This is a genomic window from Rhizobium sp. CF122, assembly GCF_000282035.1.
Taxonomy (GTDB): domain Bacteria; phylum Pseudomonadota; class Alphaproteobacteria; order Rhizobiales; family Rhizobiaceae; genus Rhizobium.
The window spans coordinates 67,730-93,642 of sequence record NZ_AKKA01000023.1 but is presented as its reverse complement, the minus strand read 5'-3'; the positions used below and the strand labels follow the sequence as shown (position 1 = coordinate 93,642).

The following is a 25,913-nucleotide window of genomic DNA, read 5'->3' as shown; positions in this document are numbered from 1 at the left end:
AATTCACGGAGTCATTGCATGCCCATGGCGTTCATCAGTCTTCGCGGTCTGGCTTTGGCCGGCTCGCTTGCCATCGCTGTCTCTTCATCCGCCCTTGCGATCGGTGATGAGAGCGACGAAACCAAGCCGCCGCCAAAGACCGAAACGACGACAAAATGCACTGCCGGCAAGGTCTGGGACGTAAAGCGCAAGGAATGCGTGGTTCCGAAGAAGAATTCGTTCAACGATGACGACCTCTACAAGGCAGCCCGTGAATTTGCCTATGCCGGTCAATATGACAACGCCCTGACCGTGCTTCAGCTTGCCAACAACCAGAACGATCCGCGCATCCTGAACTACCTCGGCTACGCCAACCGCAAGGCGGGCAGAATGGAACTGGGGATGTCGTATTATCGCAAGGCACTGCAGGCCGACGAGAATTATGTTCTGGCACGGTCATACATGGGCCAAGCTTTGGTGGAACAGGGTGATGTACAGGGAGCGCGCGTCCAGCTCGTCGAGATCCGGGATCGGGGCGGCGAGCAGACCTGGGCCTACCGCTCGCTACTGCAAACGTTAAACGGCTACCGCACGTATTGAGGTTGCAGCACCGGTGCCAGCGAAGAAAAGCTTTGAGAACCCGTGGGATACGCCGCCGGATGCTTGCGAAGCATCAGGTACTTGTTTCATAAAGGACACAGAAGCGATATAAATCGATCTCCTGCTGGGCGTTCTGCCTGAACGCCCATGCATTACTTGGAAAGACCATGCGTCAACCCGTGACGACCATCGATATCAGACGCGACCTAGTGGGCCTTCTGCCCCGGCTGCGGCGTTTCGCGATGACCCTTGCAGGTGATGCAGCAAGTGCGGACGAACTCGCGCAAGCGGCGTGTGAGCGTGCCATCGCCAAGAGCAACCAATGGAATGGCGAAGGCCGTCTGGAGAGCTGGGTCTACACCCTCGCCCGCCAGCAATGGAGTGACGACCATCGCCGACGCAAGCCGCATGCCGTTTCGAAAACCAATATCACCGATATCCGCGAGGCGAGCCGCGACCGTGCCCCCCTCGTCGATCCTGATGTCATCCACCGCGTGGTTTCCGAGATGCCCGAAGGCACCTCTAGCGCGTTTCTGCTGGTCATCGTCGAGGGGCATAGCTATCAACAGACGGCTGATATTATGGGTGTCACGATCAACATCGTCGTATCGCAGCTTGCCGCGGCGAGGCTGCATTTCGCCAGCATCGCGGACAATTATTCTCACAGGTACTGAATTGCTCGATTTCAAAAAACTGCCGCTCGATGCTCAGCTAACCGCCCTGCTGGATGGCGAGACGACGCCCGAACAGAAGCAGGAGCTGGAGCAGCGCCTGGCCAACGACGAGGGTGCCAAGCGGCTCTATGACAAGCTGCGACACGGCGCCGACTTCGGAAAGCACCGCCTCGACGATGTTCTCAAGGAACCGGTTCCCCTCGCCCTTGTTCGGTCGATCAAGAGCGCACAGCCACCGAAGGCTCCGGTTGCCTCGCGCGTTTCGCGGCCCTCGTTTAAGCTTGCGCCGACCGGGCCACAGGCTCTTGCGGCAGCAATCATCCTCTTCATCGCCGGCTGCGGCATCGGTTTTTTCGCCGCCGGCAGCACCAGCACGATGCAATCGGCACCCCCGGCAACGATCGAAGCCGCCGCCGATTCCAGCCAATGGCTGACAGACGTCATCGCCAACCAACGCCTGATCGCTCGCCAGCCGCGTCATATTTTCGAGGTGCCGTCGACGCAGGCGGAGGAAATTTCCACCTGGCTGACCTCAACGGTTGGCGTTGCATTCCGCGTGCCTGACCTGTCGGATCAGGGCTGGACCTTCCAGGGTGCACGCGTCTTCATCGGCGACGGCCGGCCGGTCGGCCAGCTGGTCTACACGAGCTCCGATGGCGATCTGGCTTCCATCTGCTTCCGCAAGGACAGCTTGCCCTCGGAGACCGACGATTTCAAAGAAACGATCAAGGACGAGATCGGGGTGGTTGCCTGGCACAATGCCGGCACGTCCTATGTGCTCATCGGCCCATCGTCGGAAGCGTCGCTCGGCCAGCTCGCCATGCAGGTTGCGGCATCGATCTGATGTTCGGGTAGGCCGCAACGATGCGGCCGCCCGAATGACGACGCCTAAAAATTCTCGGCACTGTCCAGGAAGGAGTGCAGCGGAATAGTCCGCTGCACCAGAGCGCGTCAGGCCTTTCCAGCCTTGACCTCGAGCACGCGGTTTGCGGCAGAGACGATCGCCTCCAGGGATGCACCGACGATGTTCGTGCTGATGCCGGCGCCAAAGAGCTTGCCGCCCGGATAGGAGGTCTCGACGTAGGAGATGGCCGCAGCGTTCGAGCCATGCTGCAGCGAGTGCTCCGAATAGTCCTCGACCGACATGTCGATGCCGAGATAGTGCGAGAGCGCGTTGACGAAGCCGTCGACCGGGCCATTGCCCTTGCCTTCGATGCGCTTCGTCTCGCCGTTGTCGGTGATCTCGGCGGCGACGATGCGCTGCCCCTTGTGCTCCGGATCGGCATAGGTGTGGTGATCGACGAACTTGATGCGGCCTACCGGCTGCGTCACGTAGCGCTCGATGAAACGGTCGTAGATGCGCTTCGACGGCAATTCCTTGCCCTCTTCGTCGGTGATCCGCTGGATGTCTTCGCGGAACTCGACCTGCAGGTTGCGCGGCAGGTTCAGCCCGTAATCCTGCTGCAGGATGTAGGCGATGCCGCCCTTGCCGGACTGCGAGTTGATGCGGATGATCGCCTCGTAGGTACGGCCGACATCCTGCGGATCGATCGGCAGGTAAGGCACTTCCCAAACCGGGTGGTTGGCAACCTTGATCGCCTTCATGCCCTTGTTGATCGCATCCTGGTGCGAGCCGGAGAAAGCCGTGTAGACCAGTTCGCCGACATAAGGGTGGCGCTCGCCGATCGGCATCTGGTTCGAATATTCGAACACTTCCTTCATGCGCACGATATTGGAGCAGTCGATCTCCGGATCGACTCCTTGAGTGAACATGTTCAGCGCCATGGTGACGACGTCGACGTTGCCGGTGCGCTCACCATTGCCGAACAGCGTGCCTTCGACGCGATCTGCACCCGCCAGCAAGGCCAACTCGGCAGCAGCGATACCGGTGCCGCGGTCGTTATGTGGATGCAGCGAAATGATCAGGTTTTCGCGATTGTCGAGATTGCGGCACATCCACTCGATCTGGTCGGCATAGACGTTCGGCGTCGCCATCTCGACCGTGGACGGCAGGTTGATGATCAGCTTATTGTCAGGCGTCGGCTTCATCACCTCTATGACGGCGTTGCAGATATCCAAAGCCACCTCAAGTTCGGTCCCGGTGAAGCTCTCCGGCGAATATTCGAAGCGGTAGCCACCGCCAGCCTTGGCAGCCATGTCGGAGATCATCTTCGCCGCATCGACTGCGATCTGCTTGATGCCCTGGACATCCTTGGCGAACACGACACGACGCTGCAATTCGCTAGTGGAGTTGTAGAAGTGAACGATCGGGCGGTTCGCCCCTTCCAGCGCCTCGAACGTACGGGTAATTAACTCCGGACGGCACTGCACCAGCACCTGCAGCGACACGTCATCAGGTACGTTGCTCTGCTCCACGCACCAGCGCGCGAAGTCGAAATCCGTCTGCGATGCCGATGGGAAACCGATCTCGATTTCCTTAAAACCCATGTCGAGCAGCAACTGGAACATCCGGGCCTTGCGGTCGTGGCCCATCGGGTCGACCAGCGCCTGGTTGCCGTCGCGCAGATCGACCGAGCACCAGATCGGCGCCTTGGTCAGCGTCTTGGACGGCCATGTACGGTCAGGGATGTTCACCTGCGGATAGGCGCGATACTTGATCGCCGCCTCGGGCATGCCTTTGGTTTGGGAGCGGGTGTTCGTGTCCATGTCTTCTCTTCCTCTTCCCGTCATCTGGCCAGCCGCGTCATAGCGTATCGGGTCTGGCTTGGCGATGACGAATCCGGTGCGAAAGCATCCGGTTGATCAGTTTTCGGGATTGGTCACGAGGAGCGATGGCCTGGGCGGGCTTTCGGCCGCCGGGCGCTCCTCAACGGACCCGGCAACCGCGCGTAAGGCCGAGGAGAAGAAGCGAGGTCAGGGCGCGCGTATTGTCGCGCAGGGCGATACGCCCGCGTGCAATCTGCTCAGAAATCATGATGCCCGTGTTCTTCATGGCCGCGCTTATAGCCGGGGTACAAAAAACTGGCAATCCCTCCGTCTATTTTTTCGCCGCTTGCACAAAACGTGACAGGGCCAGCATCGACCCTCCGGCGAGCAATCCCCAGAATGCGCCGGAGATTCCCGCAAAGGAAACGCCGGATGCCGTCACCAGAAACGTTATGGCCGCCGCCTCTCGCGATTCCGGTGCCTGGAACGCTGCCATGGCCGAGCCGGAGAAAGCGCCGACCAGTGCCAGTCCAGCCACCGCCTGGATCAGGATTGGCGGCGCCAGGGCCACGAAAGTCGTCACCGCGCCTGCCAGTAGTCCGAGAATGACATAGGAGATGCCTGAGACGAGGACGGCCCAATACCGTCGCGCGGGATCGGGATGCGCGTCCTGGCCGGCGCACATTGCAGCTGTGATGGCAGCCAGATTCACCGCATGCCCCCCGAACGGCGCTGATAGGATCGAAAAGAGGCCCGTCACCGAGAAGAGCGGGCCGGGTTTCGGCTCGTAGCCGTTCACCTTCAGGACGGCGATGCCGGGAATGTTCTGCGACGCCATGGTCACGATGAAAAGCGGCAGGGCGATGGAGACGAAAGCCGGCAGGTTGAAGACGGGCATGACGAACTCGACCGGCGGCCGCAGCACCTGTTGGATCGAGCCCAACGCCCCCTCGGGAATGTCAACGCCGAAGGCAACCACAAGCACGAAGGCCGCTAGAGCCGCCGGCACCGCCCAGAGTCGCTTGAAGGCGCCAACGGCGATCCACGCCAATACGATCGGCAAGCCGAGCGACGGATTGAAGCCGATCGCCCTGACCGGCGCAAAGCACAACCCGATCAGCACACCAGCGAGCATCGCATTGGCGAGTGGCGCGGGAATGGCCGCAACCGCCCGGCCGAGCGGCTTGAACAGGCCGGCGATCACGATCAGCACTGCGCAGATAAGAAACGCGCCGACCGCCGCATTGAACCCGCCCTCGACCACGCCGGTACTTGCAAGCAGCGCCCCGCCGGGCGTGGACCATGCAATGCTGATGGGCAGCCGCGTCACGGAGCTCAGCACGATCGCGCAGAGCCCCAGCGCGATTGATAGCGCCATGAGGCCCGATGCCGCCTGCGCATCCGTCGCGCCGACACTCTGCAGGCCGTGCAGCACGACCGCAAAGGAGCTGGCAAACCCCACGAACGTAGTGAGGAGGCCCATAAACAGGCTTTGAACGGAGAAGTCTTTGAGCATGGCGGGACTCGAACTGAATGCAACTGCCGCATGGAGCATTACACGCGGAAAGAACACAAGTCCGCGACGGCCAAGTTCCGTTCTCCTGCACCATCGAACCGACCTGCAAAGAAACGCCGCCAATGTTCGAAATACTGTTGACCTGTCCCCCGGGGCTGCCCCGATAAGCAGGGCGACAAACAACCAAAGAGGTGAGTCGTGAGTCATTCCGCACACTTTTTGAGCCCGTCCGAGGCGGCAGCGCGGCTAGGTATCTCCATCAAGGCCTTGCGGATCTATGAGCAACGCGGCCTCGTCGACCCCCTGCGCACATCTTCCGGCTGGCGCGCATACGGGCCCGATGAGATGGCACGCGCTGGCGAGATTGTCGCATTTCGCGCACTCGGCCTCAGCCTCACACAGATTGCGCAGGTCCTGAAGGGTGATCGCGGCGGCCTCGAACAAGCACTCGCCTCGCATCAGGCATCGCTCGAAAACGGTGTGCAACGGCTCACCGAAACGATCGGTCGCGTCGCGATGTTCCGCAGCTCCATCGCGGCGGGGCACGCCCCGTCCGCTGCCGACCTGACCTCGATCATGCCTAGGTCTCCGGTTCTTGCGGCTTTCGACCTGCCGTGGCCATGGGGCGGTGAACGTTTTGAACTGCGAGACGTCAAGGCTCTGAACTACATCATCGGTCCGCTTGGAAGCGGCAAGACGCGGCTCGCCCATGCCATTGCCAAGGCGTTGCCGAATTCCCGCTTCCTTGGCCTTGATCGCGCTGGCCTGACGAGCGCGGACATAGATCAGCGATTGGATACGGATCCGGCATCGAGGGCGCGCTTCCTGCAAGCCCTCGACTGGCTTGTCGATGAGGGCGCCACCGGCTCACCCGCCCTGTATGCACTTCTTGCCGAATTGGAGACGGAGCATCAGGGAGTGCTGATCATCGACATGATCGAGCAAGGATTGGATCAGGCCACGCAGGAGGCCCTGATGTCTTACCTACGCAACCGCTCCTCAACCGCACGCGCTCTTTTCATGCTGACGCGTTCGAAGGTGATCTTGGATCTCTGCATCGTGACACCGAATGAGGCAATCATCTTTTGCCCGGCCAACCATAGTCCACCGATGGCCGTGCATCCCTACCCTGGTGCACCCGGCTATGAGGTGGTCGCAACCTGCCTGGCGTCGCCGGATGTCCGTGCACGCACCGAAGCCGTGATCGCCTGGCGGCCCGCCGTTGCTTGAGAGTGTGCCTTGCTGCCTGACTCACGAAGCGCGCCGGACGACGAAGATCATCTCCTCGGAGGTCCGCAGGTCGAAAGGCTGACGGTCCCAATCGCCATAGACGGCTTCGGCGCGCAGCCCGGAAGCCTCGAGGTGCCGTTCGATATCGCTGCACGGCAAAAACAGCAGCTCGCTTTTTGAGACAAGCGTCTCTTCGGGGAATTGATAGCGAGTTTCGAAATGGATCCGCCCCTCCCCGTAAGAGACCACGTCGCGCGTCTTGCGAACGACAAGCCCGCCGTGAACGACCTCGAACGCACCGCCGTCCCAGCGGGCTTTCCAGTCTATTTCAGGATTGCGGGTCTCAAAGACGATGCAGCCGCCATCCGCCAGATGCTCGCGCATGGCAGCAAAGGTGGCGAGAATGGAGCTCTCGTCGAGCAATACCTGAAAGGCATGACCGGTCATGATGATCAAATCGAAGCGCTTTTCGGATCGAAAATCCTGGGAGTAACACTCGACCCATTCGATCCTGTCGCCATGCGGCTTGCGCTTCGCGATATCGAGCATCGGTGCCGAGGGATCGGCGCCGGTCACGTCATGACCGCGTGCTGCGTAGGCATCGCAGATCAGCCCGGTGCCGCAGCCAAGATCGAGGATTGACTTCGGCCCGCCGTCTGCCAGCGAGAGGTAGAAATCCCGGTCCTCGGACCAGCCGCAAGCAAGATCATAGAGGGCTGCCAGACGCGGATGCTCGTAATGCAGATCGGGCATGTTGGAACTCCGCGGCTCGGTACGAAAATGAAAAAGCGCCCTGGCCTGCCAGCCGGCAAGCAAGGGCGCTTTTCATAGCACGAAATCAGATCTCGGACTGCGACATGATAATGCGCGAAACGAGGCCGTAGGCCTTGGCTTCTTCCGCAGACAGCCAATAGTCGCGGTCGGTATCGGCAGCGATCTTCTCGTAGGATTGACCGGTTGCTTCAGCCATGATCTTGTTCAGACGCTCGTTCATCTTGATGATCTCGCGAGCCTGGATTTCAATGTCGGAAGCCATGCCGCGCGTGCCGCCGGACGGTTGGTGCAGCAGGAAGCGCGTGTTCGGCAGGCAAATGCGCCGCTCCTTCGGCGCTGCGACATAGATCAGCGCGCCGGCCGACGCGACCCAGCCCGTTCCGATCATCCAGACCTTCGGCTTGATGAACTTGATCATATCATGGATCGAATCGCCGGATTCGACATGGCCGCCGGGTGAGTTGACGTAGATGCGGATATCGTCGTCATTGGCCGCGGCAAGCGCCACGAGCTGCGTGCAGACCTTCTGCGCGAGTTCCTGCGTGATCGGCCCGTAGATGAAGATCGAACGCGACTTGAAAAGGTTCGCCTCCGTTTCCTTGCCGAGCGGCAGTTCCTTCGTCTTGTCGTCCTGTTCTTCTTCTTCGTACATTCGAACCTCTCTTGCGTCGAATTCGGGTTCCTCGCACATAGTGCGACTCCATGCGTAAAACAATGCGGGAAAAAGACAAGCCACGGAACGGATGAAGATATGGTTAGGCAGACGGCGCGGCTTACCGAAATGTAACTTGGCACGGCTTTGAAAAGTCGAAATCCGTTCCTACGTCATCCCTAGGCGCGAGATCGCCAGCAACAAAGGAGACCGGCCATGTCACCTGAAGAACGCCAATTGTTGACCGCCCTTTTCGAGCGTGTCCGCACCGCATCGGCAACGCCGCGTGACCATGACGCCGAAGCGCTGATCGACCAGGCAACGAGCGAGCAGCCCTATGCCACCTATTATCTTGCGCAGGCCGTTATCGTGCAGGAAAAGGGGCTGGAAGCGGCCGCCAATCATATCAAGCAGCTGGAGGAGCGCATTCGTGTGCTCGAGGCCGACCAGAGCGAATATCACAAGGCCGAACAAGGCGGCGGTTTCCTCAGTTCGATCTTCGGCACCAGCCAGACACCGCCCCAGCAGCCGGCGGCGCCGCCGCCCTCCTCCGGTCCATGGGGAAGCGCGCCGCGCCAGCAGATCCAGCAGGATCGCGGTTTCGACACCCCCCGCGCCATGCCGCAGCAGCCGACCGGGCCATGGAGCCCGCAGGCGGCGGCGCCTTCCGCAGGTGGCAGCTTCCTGCAAGGCGCGCTCGGCACGGCGGCAGGCGTCGCAGGCGGCATGCTGCTTGCCAATTCGCTAAGCGGTATCTTCGGGAGCCACATGTCGTCGCTTGGCTTGGGTTCACCGCTTGCCGGTAACAATCCCTTCGGCAACGCGCCGACAGAAGAGACGGTCATCAACAACTATTTCAGTAACGATGGTGACAAGCAGCAGGCAGCCGACAACACGAAAAGCGATAACGACGACAACGACACTGCCAGTGTTCAGCAAGCCGACTACGACACCAATGATGACGATTCCGCCGATGACGATCAATCCGACTTCGGCAATGACGACAGCTTCAATGTCTGACGCGGTCTGGCGGCCTTCCCGGAGACCGCCTGATCGTTGCCGCGTCCACGCGTGGACATCGTGAGGCATCGACGATCAACCTTGACGATAGAGACAGAGTTCTCAATAAGATTTGGACGCTATGGCCATCTACTAGGCAAGATCTGTTGAATATCCTTATCATCAGTCGCAAGTCCGAGAACGAGAGAAGGCATTATCAGTCTCGGCAGATGGCGAGACTCGGATTGGAATATCGTTTTCTCGACGCGTTCGAGGCAAGCGACCTATCTCTCGAGGCCTGCCAGGAAGCGGCCAACAACTGGCCAAGTCCGACGCTTCGCCAGGACATAGCCTGCTTCACCTCGCATCGAATGGCATGGAATGCCGTCGTAGAGCGAAATGAAAAGACAATCATCCTGGAGGACGATGCCGTCCTTTCGAGCGATATTGCCGAAGTGATAAGGACTATCCGCGACCGTGACGACGACTGGAACTGCGTCTACGATCTGGAATTCGTACCCCTGCCCCATATCATGGCGAAGTCACCGCTTTGGACCGATGATCACAGCGGCCACCGGGCGACGCGCGTCTTTCAAAACCGGCTCGGCTTGGCGGGTTATGTCATAGGGCCACGCGCAGCCGCGAAAATGCTTCAAGACACGAAGAACTATGCATTGGTCGATGCATACTTCTGGCATAGATCGTGGATTACGGCCTTTCAGATCGAACCGGCCCCCGTGGTCCAATTGCGCTTTCTCGAAGACAGCGCAAACAAGGCGCCTTTCCTTCGGGCATCCGAGGACGATACGTTCAGGCCAAAGAGCAAGCTGGGCAAGCATTTGATGCGCTTGCGTCTCGAACTCGTGAAGGCGCGCAATCTTCTGAGAGCCGGCCTTCGCAGCGAGAAGCGCCAGATTCAAATGGATGTCGCCAAGTTTGCACTCGACCGCGACAACGTTTGAATTCCAGGCCTCTCAACCAAATCGCCAGGGTTCAGCCGCGACCGCGATAGGTGGCGACGCCTTGATCGGGCAGCCAAACGCCCTCGGGCGGCTTGCCGGTCTGCCAGAAAACGTCGATCGGAATGCCGCCGCGCGGATACCAGTAGGCACCGATCCTGAGCCACTTCGGGTCGAGCAGTTCGACCAGCCGCTTGGCAATATAAATCGAGCAATCCTCATGGAAGGCGCCGTGATTGCGGAAGGCATGCAGGAACAGCTTCAGCGATTTCGATTCCACCAGCCATTCGTTGGGGATGTAATCGATCACGATGTGGGCGAAGTCTGGCTGACCCGTCATCGGGCAGAGCGACGTGAATTCTGGTGCCGTGAAGCGGACGACGTAGTCGGTGCCGGCATGGCTCGACGGCACGCGCTCTAGCACCGCTTCCTCCGGTGATTTCGGAGATTCCGTCTGGCTGCCCAGCATGGACAGGTTGGATACATCTGTTTTGGGCATTCAAGCCTCCTTGATGACTTTGACGCGAATGCCGTGGGCCTTCTCGCCCTCTGGCTCGACGTGTATGGCGATGCTGGAGCCCCGATGCGCTGCACGGATGGCATCTTCAAGGCGATCGCAGATATCGTGCGCCTGCCTTACAGACATGGCGGCCGGCACGACAAGATGAAAATCGACGAAAGTGACGGTGCCAGCACGGCGCGTCTTCAGGTCATGCACGCCGATCGAGCCCGCCGCATGGGTGGCAATCGCCTGCTTGATCGCCTCCTCCTCCTCGAGCGTGACCGCCTGATCCATCAGGCCGCCGATCGAATGCGAGATCACTTTCCAGCCCTGATAGAGAATGTTGACGGCAACCAGGATGGCGAGCACGGGATCGAAGATGGCGTAGCCGGTGGCCAGCGCCAGCAGCAGACCGACCAGGACGCCGACCGAGGTGACGACATCGGACATGATGTGCTGGCCATCCGCCGTCAGCGCCGCCGAGCGATACTTGCGCCCGCTCCTGATCAGGATCTGCGCCCAGACGGCATTGATCACGCCGGCGACAAAGTTGATCGCAAGACCAAGCGCTGGCGCATCCAACATCCGCGGATCGGAGAGATGCCCAATCGCTTCATTCACGATCAACAGCGCCGCCACGACGATCAGCACGCCTTCGGTCACGGCCGAAAGATATTCCGCCTTGTGATGTCCGAACGGATGATCGTGATCGGCCGGCTTCTGTGCATAGCGGATGACGAAGAAGGCGATGAAGGCGGCAACGACGTTCACTGTCGATTCCAGCCCGTCCGACAGCAATGCCACCGAGCCTGTCACCTGCCATGCGACCATCTTCAGGCCCATGACCCCGAGCGACATCGGGATACCCCAGAGCGCCAGCCGCCGAACCGTGAGATTGCCCTTTTCGTCCATTTTCATCCCCTGCGCAGACATCGATGCGGATGCGAATGAATTGCACAAACCAGACCATTCAAACGCAAAACCGCCCGCGCGAAAATCGCGCAGGCGGCCCATGAAGCTCATATGGTGACAATGCATATTTTGTCAAATCGCGCGGCGAGAAATACCGATGTAATTTCGCTCTGCAAATTTGACTTCGAAGATGAACCTCGGTGTGGCCAAGCGCCAGGACTGACCAGCGCTTGGCGCTATTTTCATCAGCCTGCCGGGCAGGCGGCTCCTGTATCGACCCAGGCCTTGATCAGTTCACCGAACTCCGCCTGGGTGCCAGGTGCTGGCTCGCGGCCCTCGCCCGGGTTCCAGCCCCAGCCGACGAGGTTGTCATGGGACATGTGCTCGACAATCTTGCTCAGATCCCTGCCGCCGTTGCGCGTCGGGTCCTTGAGCTGCTGACAGATTTCGCCGAGCGACTTGCCCACCCATGCCATTTCGATCGGCGCCAGATGCCACGCCGGATTGCCGGGAACGCTCTTCAACGTCGGCGACTGACCGACGATGGTTGCATTCTCCGCGCCGTGACAGGTGTTGCACATCATGCCAGGCACGCCCATGCCGCCGTCGCCGCGGGTGACTGGCGGCTGATGCGGATGCATGGCTATCGTCTGAAGCGGCTTGTCGCCCGCCGGATGGCAGTTCAGACATCGAGGATGCTCGATCACTTTGCCCGCCTCTTTGAAGAGCGCGACCGAGCGCGCTTTCTGATCGGCGATCGACGAGAAGGATGCCACGGGCTTGAGTGTCGACTTGTCGGACAAAGGCGCCGTCTGCGCCAGCGCCATGAACGAGGCGGGCAAGGCCGCAAGAAGGGAGAGGCCGCCTGCCGCGCAGGCGAGTGCCAGTCTGCTTTTCATGTCCGCCTCCCTCAGCTTGTCGTCACGGCAACGATTGGCAGGCTGCGAACCGGTGTGCCGGTCAGCCGCCGCCAGGCATTGGCGGTCGCCGGCCCGACCGGCGGCACGCCGGGCTCCCCGACACCGGTGGGCGGCTCGCCGGATTTGATGACAGCCACCTCGACATCCGGCATCTCGTTGATCCGGATCGACCGGTAATCATGGAAGTTCGACTGCATGATCGCGCCGCCCTCGCCGAGCGTCACGGCATCGAACAGAACCGCACCAAGACCGTAGCCGATGCCGCCCTCCATCTGCGCCTTGATGACGTTCGGATTGATCGCCACGCCGCAATCGACCGCGCACCAGACTTTGTGCACGCGCGGTGTTCCGTCGGCCCCGGCCGACACCTCCGCCACCTGGCCGACATAGGTGTTGAAGCTCTTGACCACGGCCACGCCGCGCTGTCTGCCTTCCGGTATCTTCCCGCCCCAATCAGCAAGCTCCGCCGCCTTCTTCAACACGCCCGCGTAACGCGAATCTTCCTTCAGCTGCTCGAGCCGCCCTTCCACCGGATCCTTGCCGGCCATCTGGAACAGCTCGTCAAGGAAGGTCTCGACCGCAAAGCCGGTATGCGTATGTCCGACAGATCGCCACCAGAGCGGCGGCACGGCAAGCTTCACATTATGCGAGATCACCCTGAGGTTCGGCACGTCGTAAGGCAGGTCCGAAGCCCCCTCGACCGATGTGCTGTCGAGATCCGCCTTGCCCAGGATCGACTGGCCGACGATCGCCTGGTCCCAGGCGACGATGCGGCCATCCGCATTCATGGCGCCGCGCATCTTGTGAAGATACATCGGCCGGTAATAGCCGCCGCGGATATCGTCCTCGCGCGTCCACATGTGCTTGACCGGGCGCGACTGGTCGGTCGCCGCAAAGGCGGCGGCCGCCTCCTGCATATAGGGCGAGCCGAACTGCGCCTTGCGTCCGAAGCTGCCACCGGTGATCTGTGTGTTCAGCCGGACCTTTGACGGATCGAGCCCGACGATCTTTGCCGCAGTATTCTTGTCCGCGCCAGGGAACTGGGCCCCATTGTAGACGTCGAGACTGCCATCCGCCGCCTTGATGAAAACGGCGTCAAGCGGCTCCATGGGCGCATGAGCAAGGAACGGGAAGATGATCTGCGCTTCGAGGGTCTTCAGCCCTTTGTCGCCGAAGGCCTTCTCGACATCGCCCTTCTCGGCGGCAGTGACGCCCTCCTCCGTCAGCGCCTTCGCATAGTCGGCTGCAAGCTTGTCACTGGAGCGCGTCTCCGCATTGGAAAGATCCCAATCGACCTTCAGGACCGAACGGCCCTTCAACGCAGCAAATGTGTTGTCGGCATAGACGGCGACACCCTGCGGCAATTGCTTGACGTCGACAACACCCTTCACCTTGCGCGTTTCGCGATCGTCGAACGATTTGACCGTTGCTCCGAAATGGTTCGGGTGGGCGACCACCGCGACCAGCAGATTGTCCGGCACGATGTCCAGCGTAAAGATTGCCTGGCCGTTGGTCTTGGAGACGGTGTCGAGCTTTGGCAGTTCCTGCCCAATCAGAGTGAACTTTGCAGGATCCTTCAGCTCGATGTCGGCCGGCGGCTTGATGGCGGCGGCCCTCGTTGCCAGGGCGCCGAAGCCGCTCTCCTTGCCGGAACCGGGATGCTTGACACGGCCTTTTTCGACGGTGATCTCGCTTGCCGGAACCTTCCACTCATCGGCCGCAGCCGCAACGAGCATGGCGCGTACCGTCGCTCCTGCCTTGCGGAATTGCTCGTAGGAATTGGCGATCGAGGTAGAGCCACCGGTACCCTGCAGACCGTAAGCAAGGTTGGCGTAGATCTTGTCATCGGCGGGCGAATGCACGGCACGCATCTGCCCCCAATCGGCATCGAGTTCCTCCGCGATCAGCGTCGCGAGACCGGTGAACGGCCCCTGCCCGAACTCGATATGCTTCGACAGGATCGTCACCGTGTCGTCGGTCCCGACCTTCACGAAAGTGTTGAGTGTCACGAGCGCGTCCGAACCGCCAGCCTGTTCGCCTTTCTCGGCGGCAAAGGCGGCAATCCTCGGCGCCAGCGCAAATCCGATGACGAGACCGGCGCTTCCGGCGAGGAAAGCACGGCGCGTGGTTGAAATCTCCTGGATGGTCATGTCTCAACCCTCCATCGAAGCGGCGGCGCTGTGGATTGCCGCCCGTATGCGATGGTAGGTGGCGCATCGACAGATATTTCCGGTCATCGCACCGTCGATATCTTCGTCGGTCGGCTTCGGGGTGTTCTGCAAGAGCGAGACGGCCGACATGATCTGGCCCGATTGACAGTATCCGCATTGCGGCACGTCGATCGCGATCCATGCCGCTTTCACAGCCTCCGCTTCCTTGCCCTCGACCCCTTCGATCGTGAAAATCTCGGAGCCTTCCGCCGTCGAGATCGGCGTGATGCAGGAGCGGCGCGTGAAGCCGTCCATATGCACCGTACAGGCACCGCACTGGGCAACCCCGCAGCCGTATTTCGTGCCTGTGAGCCTCTCGAAATCGCGGATAACCCAGAGTAGTGGCGTATCCGGATCGCCGTCGAAAGTCTTCGTCTGTCCATTGAGCGTGAACGTAACCATCGTCGAGCCTCGGGGGTTGGCTGGACCCATTGCGGCCCCAGCGAGCTGCGCAGCATTCTTCACGACGGCTAAGCTAGGGCGATCACGGACGCTTGGCCACGCCGCTACCGATAAAGGTTGCGTTACTGGAGTCCGATCTAGTTTATCTCCTTTAGGCAAGAGTAAGCCGCCGTATGCGGGGCATCGGCGGCTCCGATTGTTCAGCCCTTTAGGTCGCTTGTTCGTTGTCTTGCGCAGATGCGCGACGACGGAACGCGTGTCGCCGCGGCCAAGCGGCGATCCCAATTTGGGCTGGCCGTGGCTGGTAAAGCGTCAGTCTGCAGGGCTCGCAATGATCGAGGCGCCGATGCGCAGCGGCTTTAAGCTACCACACTGATGGCTTGCGGCCAGCGAAGGAGCGCAGCTTCGCCGCTTGGCGTCAACGCATAGATGCCCTTCTCCCGACGCTCGAACCAGCCGTAGACATTGCCGAGCAGGATCTTGCCAGCATCCGGCGCCAGCGCCTTCATGTCGCGTGGCCGCACGAGCCCCTGCTGGAGTGCCGCGGCGCAGATCAGGGCACGCTGGCGATAGGCCGTCATGATCGGTGCACGCGAGCCGCCGCCGACGACCGGATCGCCGCGCCGGCGCTGATGTTCCTTGACGAGCAGCGACCGGCGCTTCGGATTGGTGCGGGGCATCGGCGAGACGGAGCTGACGATAACGCTGACCTCGCCGGCATCGGAGACGCCGAGCATGCCGATCCCCAGCCGACGGCACAGATCGCGATAGCGCTTGTCGGCCTCGCGCCCTCGCCCTTTGGCGGAAACGCGGGCGGCGATCCACACTTCATCGCTCATTGCCGCTCGATCGACTGCCTGCAGCACAAGCTCGAGGTTGAAGCTGAGTTTCAGCTCACACACCACGACGACGGACGGCTCTCCCTCGCTCAGGCCGACGAGATCGCATCCGCCGATCTCGCCTTTAACGACATAGCCCGCCGCTTCCAGAAAGCCTTTGACCGGCAGATAGAGCGAGGTTTCCATCGAGACTGTTATCAGGAATTGAGGTCGGCAATCTCGCCGTGCCGGGCAAGCAGCCGCGGCGACGACATATCGCCGGTCTCCTCGTCGACCATCACGGCATAGGCCGCAACCCCGACGAAACGCGAGGCCATGGAGGTCGCAATCTTCTCCGCGCTGACAGCGTTCGATGCCTGGCGCATCTCGCCCGGCACCAGATTGCCCCGGTTCTTACGGTACGGGAGCACGATAAACTTCTCAGCATTGGCCACGACGTTATTCCTCATTCATCGTTCCGGAAATGTTCTGATTTGTTGCAGGATGTCAATCAGACTCTGCCGGCTCTTGTCGCTGGTGTCCGAACTGCACCCTGCCAAACCGATGCGAGACCAAGAGGGCGGCGACCGAGCTACCATTGCGGCGGCCACGCAAGATCGCAGTTCACGGCAGATTGCCGGAGGCGGCTTCGTCAGCAAATACGGCCTGATCATTGTGGAGCCACAGGGAAGCTCTGAGCACGAAGGCATGGCCCACAACAGTGGCCATGCCTTCGATTATCTCCAAAGAGGCCGAGACGACCTCGCCTGACGCCTCGTCTCAGGCCGCCTTGGTCTTTGCCTTGCGGGACAGATGCGCGACGACGTTCTCGATCATCCGCATGCCGGCATCGCCGCCAAGCGTCATGATCGATTCCGGGTGGAACTGCACGGCCGCAATCGGTTCCTTCTCGTGCTCGATGCCCATGATCGTGCCGTCTTCGCTTTCCGCCGTGATGATGAAATCACGCGGCAGCGTCGACGGATCGGCAAAGATCGAGTGATAGCGCCCGACCGTCACCTCCTTGCCGAGGCCCGAGAACACGATGCCCGGCTCCAGCACGCGGATGCGCGACGGTTTGCCATGCATCGGCAGCGCCAGATGCCGCAGTTCGCCGCCATAGGCTTCTGCCAGCGCCTGCAATCCGAGGCAGACGCCGAAGATCGGCAGGTTGCGCGCCCGCGCCTTCTTGATCGTCGCCTTGCAGTCGAAATCCTTCGGATTGCCTGGACCTGGCGACAAGACGACCAGATCCGGATCCAGCCTATCGAAGATTTCCTCCGGCACCGGCGTGCGCACGGTTGAGACCGTCGCCCCCGTCTGGCGGAAATAATTCGCCAACGTGTGCACAAAGCTGTCTTCGTGATCAACGAGCAGGATCTTGACGCCCTTGCCGACGGCAGCGACGTCGCGGCTGACCTTGCCGGAGTTGCCGGCCTTGGCATCGCGAATGGCGGAAAGCATGGCGGAGGCCTTCAGTTCGGTTTCGGCTTCTTCTTCGTGCGGATCGGAATCGTTGAGCAAGGTCGCCCCTGCCCTGACTTCGGCAATCCCGTCCTTGATGCGCACGGTGCGCAGCGTCAGGCCGGTGTTCATGTCGCCGTTGAAGCCGACCATGCCGATAGCGCCGCCGTACCAGGCGCGCGGGCTCTTCTCATGGCTTTCGATGAAGCGCATCGCCCACAGCTTCGGTGCGCCGGTGACCGTCACGGCCCAGGCGTGAGACAGAAAGCCGTCAAAGGCATCCATGTCGTCGCGCAGCCGGCCCTCGATGTGGTCGACGGTGTGGATCAGACGCGAATACATCTCGATCTGACGGCGGCCGATGACCTTCACCGAACCCGGCTCGCAGACACGGCTCTTGTCGTTGCGGTCGACGTCCGAGCACATGGTAAGCTCCGACTCGTCTTTCTTGGAGTTCAACAGCTTCAGGATCTGTTCGCTGTCGGCGATCGGATCGTCGCCGCGCTTGATCGTGCCTGATATCGGGCAGGTCTCGATGCGGCGGCCGGACACACGCACGAACATTTCAGGCGAGGCGCCGACCAGATATTCCTGGTTGCCGAGATTGATGAAGAAAGAGTAGGGCGACGGATTGATCGCCTTCAGCCGCTTGGAAATGTCGGAAGGCTTGCTGTCGCAGCGCTCCATGAACTTTTGGCCGGGCACCACTTCGAAGAGATCGCCCTTGCGGAAGCTTTCCTTGGCCTTGACGACGAGGTTGGCATACTCGCCGGGGCGATGGTCACTCTTCGGCGGAATGGCGTCGGTGCGCTGGAACGGTTCAGCCGGAATGTCGCCGGCCTCGCCCTCGGTCGAAAGCCCGCCCTTTTCGAAGTCGTAGCGGTCGATCCAGGCCTTGGCCGAGTAGTTGTCGACGACGAGGATTTCGTCCGGCAGGTAGAGCACCATGTCGCGCTGGTCGCTCGGACGCGTCAGCTTCAGATTGATCGCATCGAACTGGAAAGCAAGGTCGTAGCCGAAGGCGCCATAGAAGCCGAGGTTGGCATCCGCCTGCGAATAGAAGAGATCGGTGATGGCGCGCAACACGGTGAAGACGGTCGGGATCTTCGAACGTTCTTCTTCGGTGAAGGCGCGCTCGGGCGTCTTCACGGTCAGGTCGAGGCGCCGCGCCGTCGAAGCACCGAGCACGAGATCTGAGATCGTCTTGAGGCGCTCCGTGATAAAGGAGAGGATCACCTCGCCGCGCTCATTGTAGGCCTCGATCCAGACCTCGCGGCCATGGCAAGAAATGCCGAGCGGCGGGTCGACGACGGCGGTGTCCCAGCGGGTATAGCGGCCCGGATATTCGTAGTTCGACGAGAAGACGGCGCCACGGCGCTCGTCGAGCTTGTCGACATAGGACGAGACTGCATCGGCATAGGGGATCGCCCGGCGCTGCCGGGTAACGGTTATGCCGCCCTTCGTCTCGTAGATTTCCGCTCCGTCATCCCGAAGGATCGTTACCATTGTTCCACTCCGTTGTCGGGCCCGGATGACAGGCAGCCTTAAAAAGCAAAAAAGCCGCCTGGCGTTTTCCGGGCGGCTCACTCGTCGTCTTTGGACACGATTGGTCGAGGCCGCCTCAGCGAGCCCACCACCAAACTGCAATGTTCAAGGACGTGTTCATGGGCGAAATTGTTAGCGTGAGATCGGACCAAGTGCAAGAGCCGAATCCGGCGAATGAAGAAGGGCGGCGCAATGGCCGCCCTACGCATCAGTATGCCGTCGGTTCAGAACCTGGCTTTCGCTGTAACCATGAAGGTACGACCGCGACCGGTGTCGATCGTCGTGGTCTGGATCGTGCTGGAAGCCGGCGTGTAGGCCTTGTCGAAGACGTTTGTCACGCTCGCCGTCAGCTCCAGGCCGTTTTCCCACTGGTAATTCGCAAAGAGATCGACGACGCCATAGCCGCTCATGAACCGCGGGCGTCCGGCATTCGTTGCGTTGATTTGCCCGATGTCGGCCTGTCCGGCAGCGAACAGGCGCGTACCGACGGTCAATCTCTGATCTTCAAGGAAGCGGCCGCCGAGAGTGGCGCTGAAGATGTTTTCAGGCAGGTAGCTCTGCACACCGAAGCCATTGATCTGCGCAGGCAGGTCCGTATTGGTATGGGTATAGGCAAGCTCCCCGAAGACGAAGCCCGCGTCATACGCGGCCTGGATTTCGATGCCGTCGACTTTCGACGTACCGGGATTGTTGATGAAGAAGGTCTGCCTGCCGCCCCCTGCAAACGCACCCGTGATATAGTTGTCGATACGGTCGTTGAAATAGTTGGCCTTGAGGCGGAAGCTGTCGCCCGCATCGAGTATGCCATCGAACTTGACGTTGGTGCCGATTTCCCAGCCCTTGGAGGTTTCCGGCTCGAGGAAGGGATTGGGGAAGAAGTTCTGGCCGGTAGCGCCTGGATGCGATCCGCCAGCAAAAGTTTCGTTGATGGTCGGCGCACGCTGCGTCTCGGCATAGGTCACGTAGGGCTGGAACCATTCAGTCGGATTGAGCGCAAAGGTGACGCTGGGGTTCAGGCGTCCATCGGACTTGTCGACGGTATATGCGCCGGCCGGCATACCGAGCGGGTTACCTGCGACAACCGACCCCGAACCGTCAATATCGAAATGATCATAGCGCAGGCCAAGCGTCAGGTCCGCCATGCCGTAGGTGAATGTCGTCGTGTCGAAGACACCAAGGATGCCGCTCTTGCCGTCGCCGTTGACGCCACCCGAGGGCTGCGTCCGGCTGTTGACCACATCGTAATCGTCGTGGAAGTACTCGACACCATAGTTGGTGACGACAGCAACGTCGCCGAGGTTAAACCTGGAAGTGTTGGAGACGTCGAAGCCAATCCCGGTATCGGTAATCCGGCGACCGGCGGCCGCACCGCCGCCCGTGGCGTTCGTGTCATATTTCATCTCAAGGCGGTTGTAGTAAAAGTTCGTCTTGAAATCGATCAGCTCGTTGTCGCCGGGCGTATAGGCGTAGCTCGCGGCAAACGTCTTGTTCTTCACGTTCTGGAAATAGGAATTGGCGAAGAAGTCGTTGTCGTAGGTGATGCCGCCGAGTTTGATCGTGTTTTCCGCGTTCGGCGTGATCTCAGCCTTCAGCATGCCGGAAAGCAGATCCTGCTCGGTGAAAGGCACGGTAACGCCGTCGCCGTTCTCGTAGTTGCCCGGATCGCTCTTGCTGATACCGCCGAGGACGGCAAAGACATCGTTGAACCGATAGGCGCCGATGGCCGACTCGGACCAACCAAGTTCGTTGGTTCCGACCGTCGCAGAGACGATGCCACCGTAGTTCTTGTCGCCCTGGATCAGATCATCGATCTCGTAGGTACGGAAATTGACTGTCCCGGCCAGCGCACCGCCCCCGATACCGGTGACTGCGCCGCGGGTCACGTCGATGCCTGCCAGGAAAGCCGGATCCACGTAGGTAAATCCTTGCGCCTCATGACCGGTGAAGCGGAAATTCTGGCGAACGCCGTCGATCGACATGTTGACGCGGCCGGAGCCCTCGAAGCCGCGAATGTTTACGGCTACGCCGGGGTTCTGGGGATTGTTGGCCGTCGACGTTCCCGGAACGCTGCGCAGCAGATCATCCGTACCCTGCCCCGCCTGGAGGTTGATCTGGTCCGCCGTGACCGTGCTTGAAGGACCCGGCTTGGTGTAGGGATCGTTGGCCGCCTGCCGGCTACCCTTCACGATGATTGGCGAGAGGAAGGTATCGCCCTCGCTCTTGGCCTGCTGCTCTTCGGCCGTCTGGGCAGTCGAAGGCGCGCTTTGCGCAAAAGCAATGGCGGAAGGCAAAACAAAAGCAAGTGCCGTGCAGGCGAGTAGAACCGAGCGCGAGTGCCGGACGATCATGAAATCAACCCCTTGAGAAAAATATCCACCGGGCTGGCTGGTCGTGACGCGGCTGCGTTTTCGATGGGCTGGCTAGGCTTTCTGGCGAAGTTTTTCGCCTTCTTTTTGCCGCATAAAAAACATGAGTTTAATTGTCAATATATCGAGAGACGGTTATCTTGATTTAATAAATCATATTTTCACCATAGAGATCAACGTTGCGAAATTGCAACGAAAACCGCATCCGCACGTTCTCCTCCCCGGTTCAACATACAACGGGTGGATGCGTGAAGAATATCATCGTAATTTTAGCGGCACTGAGCTGCATTGGGCTTTTGACCAGCGCACGCCTGCCGGACACGGGCCCTTTCCCGGCGGCCCGTCCAGGTGAATCCAATACGGCTGCGCCCGCCCCGCAACTTCCCCCGATACCTGAACCGAAACCCGAGAGAGGCAAAACCGAAGCGCCGCCGATCAAGCAGGGTCCTCCAAACTCTTCTGGCGTACCGGAAAAGCAGGGACCGAAACTTCCGTCGCAGCAGACGCTGGAAGAGCAGCATCTGACGATTGCCGCAGAGAGCGACGCCGAGCATTCGCAATGTGAGCGGGAGCTTCAGGTCCTCGGCGTTGTCTTCAAGGACATCCCGCGTATCGATGACGGCAACGGCTGCGGAATCGACAAACCGATCAAGGTTTCCGAGGCTTTGCCGGGAATCAAATTGCAGCCTGAGGCGGTGTTTCGCTGTCCTGTCGCCCTCGCCCTGGCCCGCTGGATGAAGGAAAGCGTCATCCCGGCGGCAAGCGCCGCCGCGATGGATCAGGGCCGCATCGTCGCCGTCAATCAGGCATCGTCCTATATCTGCCGCCTGCGCAACGGCGCGGAAACCGGCAAGGTTTCCGAGCACGCGCGCGGCAATGCGATCGACATTGCAAGCTTCAGTTTCGAAAAAGGCAAGGACATCGCCGTTCAGCCGCGCAGGGAGGATTCAACGCTGATCGGAGCCTTCCAGCGGACGATCAGCGCCGCCGGCTGCCTCTACTTCATGACGGTGCTGGACCCCGAAAGTGACGCAGCCCACGAAACGCACTTCCACCTCGACGTGTTGGAGCGGAACGGAGGATATCGCTACTGTCACTAGCGGCGGGTCATCCCGCACGCCATCCGACCTCGATCAGCACGCGCCCCGGCGCCATGCAATAAAAGAGATATCCACCGCGCATCTCGCGCGGCTCACCGACGATTTCGGCGTCGCTTTCCTTCAACGCGCTATATAGCCGGTCAACGTTGCTTCGCTCGGTCTGGATGAAGCCGAGGTGATAGGTGACGAGGTCCAGCGCCTGCTGATCGCCGCTACCGAACTTTTCGATCGGGTGGCTGACCACGATTTCAAGGCCGGCATCGTCGTCAAGGATCGCAAGGCCGCTCGCACCTCGCATCTCCCGCAGATACAGGCCGAAATGCCGGACGAGAAATGCGGCAGTGGCAGCGACATCGGGCACGTGAATATCAATATGGTTCATTCGCATTGTTCATTCGTTCGGGTTGCCCGGCGGAACGACGTATAACGCGCATTGAATCCGCCGAGAGCGGCGCGGGATGCGCCGTTTCTCGTCGCGGGTTCTCACATGCACTGGAATAGTGGTGCGGATCAGAGCTTCCTTGCGGAAGGGGCCGTGCTTACCATATCCGACCCTGCCTTTTTCGACGCCTTGGATTTAGCACTTGAGCGGCAGCGACAGCAAGCTCCTGCCTGGCAAATGCCAAAAAGCCAGAGGCCTAGACACCAACGCTGAATCAAGATCCGAGCCCTTTCAATCGGTTTCTCAACGCCCGATCAGAACAAGCCCTCGATATAGCCCTGATCATTGAGGTAAATCCGCTCCGCCGAGGGCGATCTTGGCAAACCAGGCATGGTCATGATCTCGCCGGTGATGGCCACCACGAAGCCAGCGCCTGCCGAGAGGCGGACTTCGCGGACCGGCACGATATGTCCTTCCGGCGCGCCGCGCAGGTTCGGATCGGTCGAAAAGGAGTATTGCGTCTTCGCCATGCAGACCGGCAGGTGCCCGTAGCCCTGCTCCTCCCAGGCAAGCAACTGGTCCCTCACCGCCTTGTCAGCGGTCACCTCGCCTGCGTGGTAAATCTTCGAGGCCACGATCTCGATCTTCTCGAACAGGGAGACATCGTCGGGATAGAGCGGCTCGAATCTCGACTGTCCCGATTCCGCAAGCTCGACCACCTTGTAGGCGAGTTCCTCGATGCCGGCAGACCCCTTGGCCCAGTGCCGGCAGAGGATCGCCTCCGCCCCGAGGCGCGAGACATACTCTTTCACGGCTGCGATTTCCGCATCCGTATCCGAGACAAAATGATTGATGGCGACGACGACGGGAACGCCGAACTTGCGAACGTTGGCGACATGGCGGCCGAGGTTGGAGCAGCCCTTCTTCAGCGCGGCGACATTCTCCGTTCCGAGATCGTTCTTCGTCACGCCGCCATTCATCTTGAGTGCGCGCACCGTCGCGACAATAACGGCGGCATCCGGTTTCAGTCCCGCCTTTCGGCATTTGATGTCGAAGAATTTTTCGGCCCCGAGATCGGCGCCGAAACCCGCTTCCGTCACGACATAGTCGCCGAGCTTCAGCGCCGTCTTCGTGGCGATCACCGAGTTGCAGCCATGCGCGATATTGGCGAACGGGCCGCCATGCACGAAGGCCGGATTGTTTTCCAGCGTCTGGACAAGGTTCGGCTGCAAGGCATCCTTCAGGAGAACGGCCATGGCCCCATCGGCCTTCAGGTCGCGGGCATAGACGGCCGTCTTGTCGCGCCGGTAGCCGACGATGATGTTGCCGAGGCGCTCCTCCAGATCCTTGAGGTCCGTGGCGAGGCAAAGAATGGCCATCACCTCGGAGGCCACCGTGATGTCGAAGCCGTTCTGCCTGGGAAAGCCGTTGGCGACCCCACCAAGCGAGGAGACCATCTCGCGCAGCGCCCTGTCGTTCATGTCCATCACGCGCCGCCACGTGACGCGCCTGAGATCGATATCCTGCTCGTTGCCCCAATAGATGTGATTGTCGATCATCGCCGCGAGCAGATTGTGGGCCGAGGTGATCGCATGGAAATCGCCGGTGAAATGCAGGTTGATGTCTTCCATCGGAATGACTTGCGCATAGCCGCCACCGGCAGCGCCGCCCTTGACCCCGAAGCATGGTCCGAGCGAAGCCTCACGGATGCAGACGATCGCCTTCTTGCCGATCCGGTTCAACCCATCGCCGAGGCCGACGGTCGTCGTCGTCTTGCCCTCGCCTGCGGGTGTCGGATTGATTGCCGTGACGAGGATCAACCTGCCATCAGGCTTCTCGGCCTGTGCCGCAATGAATTGCGCGCTGAGCTTGGCCTTGTCATGCCCGTATGGCGCCAGTTGCTCGGCCGGAATGCCGAGCTTTGCACCGATCTCGAAGATCGGTTTTTTCTCCGCCGCGCGCGCAATCTCGATGTCGGATTTGTAGGCTGCCATCCCGTTTCCCCACTGGCCTGTGCGCTCGATCGGCGCCACCTTTGTTTCAACGGGATAGCGAAATATGCCGCGACTGTGAATAGTGCGCTGGTTGCCCAGCGCTTATCCAAGCCGCTATCAGTCAGACATTGATTCTAGACGTGGCACGACAAGACATGAAATCACTCGAACTCATTGCCGAGCGCGTCCTGGCATCCGTCCTCTCTGCGGTCATGCTCGGCTTCCTCGAGCAGCTAGCGAAAAAGGCGAAGGCGACGGACAAGATCTGATCGTGACGTGATTCGCAGGCGCTGGCGCCCCCCCGACGAACCCTGCATATTTTCCTGGAGCGCTTGCGCGGAAAGCCACTTCCGTCTCCTTGGGTTGCGTTTTGAATAGGGGATGGCGCAACCATAGGACGATCCTGTGGTTAAAGTAATACATTTGAAATTAATCGCTGCAGACCCCGCCGTTTCGCACTAGCAAATATATCAGTTTGCATATTCTATGGCGCTGAAATGAAGGTAAGCAGGGACGCATTAATGTCTTACATGACTACCTCGGAAAGGCAGCTGTCTCTGGCCACAGAGATTTCAACTGTCAATACCAAGGCCGAATTCGCGCAAATTCTCGTCAGAGTAGCGCGCGCCTATGGCTTCCGGCATGTCACGTTGATGCTTGCTCCCGCTCCTGAAAGCGTTCTTCTCAAAGCCCTCCTCATTGAAACGTCGCTTCCGTCCACATACTACAGCCAATTCGACCGCGCCCGCATCATGCGTTTTCCCATGCTGTCGACCGGAATGGGCGACTCGGCCCTGCCGCGCTCGTGGAGCCTTTCCGACAACTCCTCTGCCGACATTTTCCCGCATGAGTTGAGTAAACTTCTGCATGACTTCGGCATACCGACGGGCGTTGCTGTCCCCGCATATACACGCGACGGTGAGCGAATCCTGTTCTGGCTGGCCGGTGATCGCCCGGTGCTCGGACAAACCGAGCTCAACGAACTCACGATGGTGACCCTCCATCTGCTCGACGCCTATAACCGCACGAAGCAATCGAAGGTTACGGAGCACACGCCCCTTTCTGCCCGCGAACGGGAGGTCGTCCGCTGGACGGCACAGGGAAAAACGTCGATCGAGATCGGCCAGATCCTTTCGTTGTCGGATCACACCGTGAATGCCTACATGACGAGCGCCATCAAGAAGCTCGACTGTGTAAATCGAACGCAACTTGTCGCCAAGGCGATCCGGATGAAGCTGATCAACTGAG

The 25,913-nt window shown here is 60.4% G+C and carries 24 protein-coding genes; 8 read left to right on the top strand and 16 right to left on the bottom strand.

The genetic code is table 11. The features are described from left to right. Positions 1-18 precede the first annotated feature (18 nt). The 3 genes from PMI09_RS05985 to PMI09_RS05975 all read left to right on the top strand — a co-directional run bounded on the left by PMI09_RS05985 (position 19) and on the right by PMI09_RS05975 (position 2,097). Complete coding sequence (locus tag PMI09_RS05985; RefSeq protein ID WP_007789908.1) at positions 19-579, top strand: hypothetical protein; 561 nt, start codon at positions 19-21, stop codon at positions 577-579. 167 nt (positions 580-746) lie between these two features. Further along, positions 747-1,253, top strand: a complete 507-nt coding sequence (locus PMI09_RS05980) for an RNA polymerase sigma factor (RefSeq protein WP_007789907.1) — start codon at positions 747-749, stop codon at positions 1,251-1,253. Position 1,254: 1 nt separating this feature from the next. Continuing rightward, a complete protein-coding gene (locus PMI09_RS05975) occupies positions 1,255-2,097 on the top strand; it encodes an anti-sigma factor family protein (RefSeq protein ID WP_007789905.1) in 843 nt (280 codons plus the stop codon). Between the two features lie 107 nt (positions 2,098-2,204). Here PMI09_RS05975 and leuA read toward each other — a convergent pair whose 3' ends face one another. The 3 genes from leuA to PMI09_RS05965 all read right to left on the bottom strand — a co-directional run bounded on the left by leuA (position 2,205) and on the right by PMI09_RS05965 (position 5,436). Further along, a complete protein-coding gene (gene leuA, locus PMI09_RS05970; RefSeq protein WP_007789903.1) occupies positions 2,205-3,920 on the bottom strand; it encodes a 2-isopropylmalate synthase in 1,716 nt (571 codons plus the stop codon). Between the two features lie 160 nt (positions 3,921-4,080). Then, a complete protein-coding gene (locus tag PMI09_RS32510) occupies positions 4,081-4,206 on the bottom strand; it encodes a hypothetical protein (protein ID WP_274533072.1) in 126 nt (41 codons plus the stop codon). 45 nt (positions 4,207-4,251) lie between these two features. Beyond that, positions 4,252-5,436, bottom strand: a complete 1,185-nt coding sequence (locus tag PMI09_RS05965) for a benzoate/H(+) symporter BenE family transporter (RefSeq protein WP_007789902.1) — start codon at positions 5,434-5,436, stop codon at positions 4,252-4,254. 198 nt (positions 5,437-5,634) lie between these two features. Here PMI09_RS05965 and PMI09_RS05960 point away from each other — a divergent pair, with 198 nt between their 5' ends. Further along, the gene (locus PMI09_RS05960; RefSeq protein WP_007789901.1) at positions 5,635-6,666 is read left to right on the top strand and encodes a MerR family transcriptional regulator; all 1,032 of its coding nucleotides are present in this window, start codon (positions 5,635-5,637) and stop codon (positions 6,664-6,666) included. A gap of 21 nt (positions 6,667-6,687) precedes the next feature. Here PMI09_RS05960 and PMI09_RS05955 read toward each other — a convergent pair whose 3' ends face one another. Beyond that, on the bottom strand, positions 6,688-7,419 hold the full coding sequence (locus tag PMI09_RS05955; protein WP_007789900.1) for a class I SAM-dependent DNA methyltransferase: 732 nt from the start codon (positions 7,417-7,419) through the stop codon (positions 6,688-6,690). An 85-nt stretch (positions 7,420-7,504) separates the two neighbouring features. Further along, a complete protein-coding gene (locus tag PMI09_RS05950; protein ID WP_037082079.1) occupies positions 7,505-8,092 on the bottom strand; it encodes an ATP-dependent Clp protease proteolytic subunit in 588 nt (195 codons plus the stop codon). 216 nt (positions 8,093-8,308) lie between these two features. Here PMI09_RS05950 and PMI09_RS05945 point away from each other — a divergent pair, with 216 nt between their 5' ends. Next, positions 8,309-9,112 carry a DUF2076 domain-containing protein gene (locus PMI09_RS05945; protein ID WP_007789898.1) on the top strand — a complete coding sequence of 268 codons (804 nt, stop codon included), beginning with the start codon at positions 8,309-8,311 and terminating at the stop codon, positions 9,110-9,112. 146 nt (positions 9,113-9,258) lie between these two features. Continuing rightward, positions 9,259-10,053 carry a glycosyltransferase family 25 protein gene (locus PMI09_RS05940; RefSeq protein WP_007789897.1) on the top strand — a complete coding sequence of 265 codons (795 nt, stop codon included), beginning with the start codon at positions 9,259-9,261 and terminating at the stop codon, positions 10,051-10,053. A 31-nt stretch (positions 10,054-10,084) separates the two neighbouring features. Here the strand turns inward: PMI09_RS05940 and queF are convergent, their stop codons facing one another. The 9 genes from queF to PMI09_RS05890 all read right to left on the bottom strand — a co-directional run bounded on the left by queF (position 10,085) and on the right by PMI09_RS05890 (position 21,171). Then, complete coding sequence (gene queF / locus PMI09_RS05935) at positions 10,085-10,549, bottom strand: preQ(1) synthase (protein ID WP_007789896.1); 465 nt, start codon at positions 10,547-10,549, stop codon at positions 10,085-10,087. Next, a complete protein-coding gene (emfA, locus tag PMI09_RS05930) occupies positions 10,550-11,464 on the bottom strand; it encodes a CDF family cation efflux transporter EmfA (protein ID WP_007789895.1) in 915 nt (304 codons plus the stop codon). 245 nt (positions 11,465-11,709) lie between these two features. After that, on the bottom strand, positions 11,710-12,363 hold the full coding sequence (locus PMI09_RS05925; protein ID WP_007789894.1) for a hypothetical protein: 654 nt from the start codon (positions 12,361-12,363) through the stop codon (positions 11,710-11,712). Between the two features lie 11 nt (positions 12,364-12,374). Then, positions 12,375-14,534 carry a xanthine dehydrogenase family protein molybdopterin-binding subunit gene (locus PMI09_RS05920; protein WP_007789893.1) on the bottom strand — a complete coding sequence of 720 codons (2,160 nt, stop codon included), beginning with the start codon at positions 14,532-14,534 and terminating at the stop codon, positions 12,375-12,377. A 3-nt stretch (positions 14,535-14,537) separates the two neighbouring features. Beyond that, on the bottom strand, positions 14,538-14,996 hold the full coding sequence (locus PMI09_RS05915) for a (2Fe-2S)-binding protein (RefSeq protein ID WP_007789891.1): 459 nt from the start codon (positions 14,994-14,996) through the stop codon (positions 14,538-14,540). A 359-nt stretch (positions 14,997-15,355) separates the two neighbouring features. After that, positions 15,356-16,021: a DUF2161 domain-containing phosphodiesterase gene (locus PMI09_RS05910; RefSeq protein WP_007789889.1), complete on the bottom strand. Its 666-nt coding sequence runs from the start codon at positions 16,019-16,021 to the stop codon at positions 15,356-15,358. Positions 16,022-16,032: 11 nt separating this feature from the next. Continuing rightward, positions 16,033-16,269 carry a hypothetical protein gene (locus PMI09_RS05905; protein WP_037082076.1) on the bottom strand — a complete coding sequence of 79 codons (237 nt, stop codon included), beginning with the start codon at positions 16,267-16,269 and terminating at the stop codon, positions 16,033-16,035. Positions 16,270-16,594: 325 nt separating this feature from the next. Beyond that, positions 16,595-18,784 carry an anthranilate synthase gene (locus tag PMI09_RS05895; RefSeq protein WP_007789884.1) on the bottom strand — a complete coding sequence of 730 codons (2,190 nt, stop codon included), beginning with the start codon at positions 18,782-18,784 and terminating at the stop codon, positions 16,595-16,597. A 263-nt stretch (positions 18,785-19,047) separates the two neighbouring features. Then, complete coding sequence (locus PMI09_RS05890; protein ID WP_007789882.1) at positions 19,048-21,171, bottom strand: TonB-dependent receptor domain-containing protein; 2,124 nt, start codon at positions 21,169-21,171, stop codon at positions 19,048-19,050. A 266-nt stretch (positions 21,172-21,437) separates the two neighbouring features. Here PMI09_RS05890 and PMI09_RS05885 point away from each other — a divergent pair, with 266 nt between their 5' ends. Beyond that, entirely contained in the window at positions 21,438-22,289 is an 852-nt protein-coding gene (locus tag PMI09_RS05885) for an extensin-like domain-containing protein (RefSeq protein ID WP_007789879.1), read from the top strand. Between the two features lie 7 nt (positions 22,290-22,296). Here the strand turns inward: PMI09_RS05885 and PMI09_RS05880 are convergent, their stop codons facing one another. Both PMI09_RS05880 and PMI09_RS05875 read right to left on the bottom strand, forming a co-directional pair. After that, positions 22,297-22,677, bottom strand: a complete 381-nt coding sequence (locus tag PMI09_RS05880) for a VOC family protein (RefSeq protein WP_037082028.1) — start codon at positions 22,675-22,677, stop codon at positions 22,297-22,299. A 308-nt stretch (positions 22,678-22,985) separates the two neighbouring features. Beyond that, on the bottom strand, positions 22,986-24,665 hold the full coding sequence (locus PMI09_RS05875; RefSeq protein WP_007789875.1) for a formate--tetrahydrofolate ligase: 1,680 nt from the start codon (positions 24,663-24,665) through the stop codon (positions 22,986-22,988). A gap of 521 nt (positions 24,666-25,186) precedes the next feature. Between PMI09_RS05875 and PMI09_RS05870 the strand changes: the two genes are divergently transcribed. Then, entirely contained in the window at positions 25,187-25,912 is a 726-nt protein-coding gene (locus PMI09_RS05870; RefSeq protein WP_007789872.1) for a helix-turn-helix transcriptional regulator, read from the top strand. Position 25,913 lies beyond the last annotated feature (1 nt).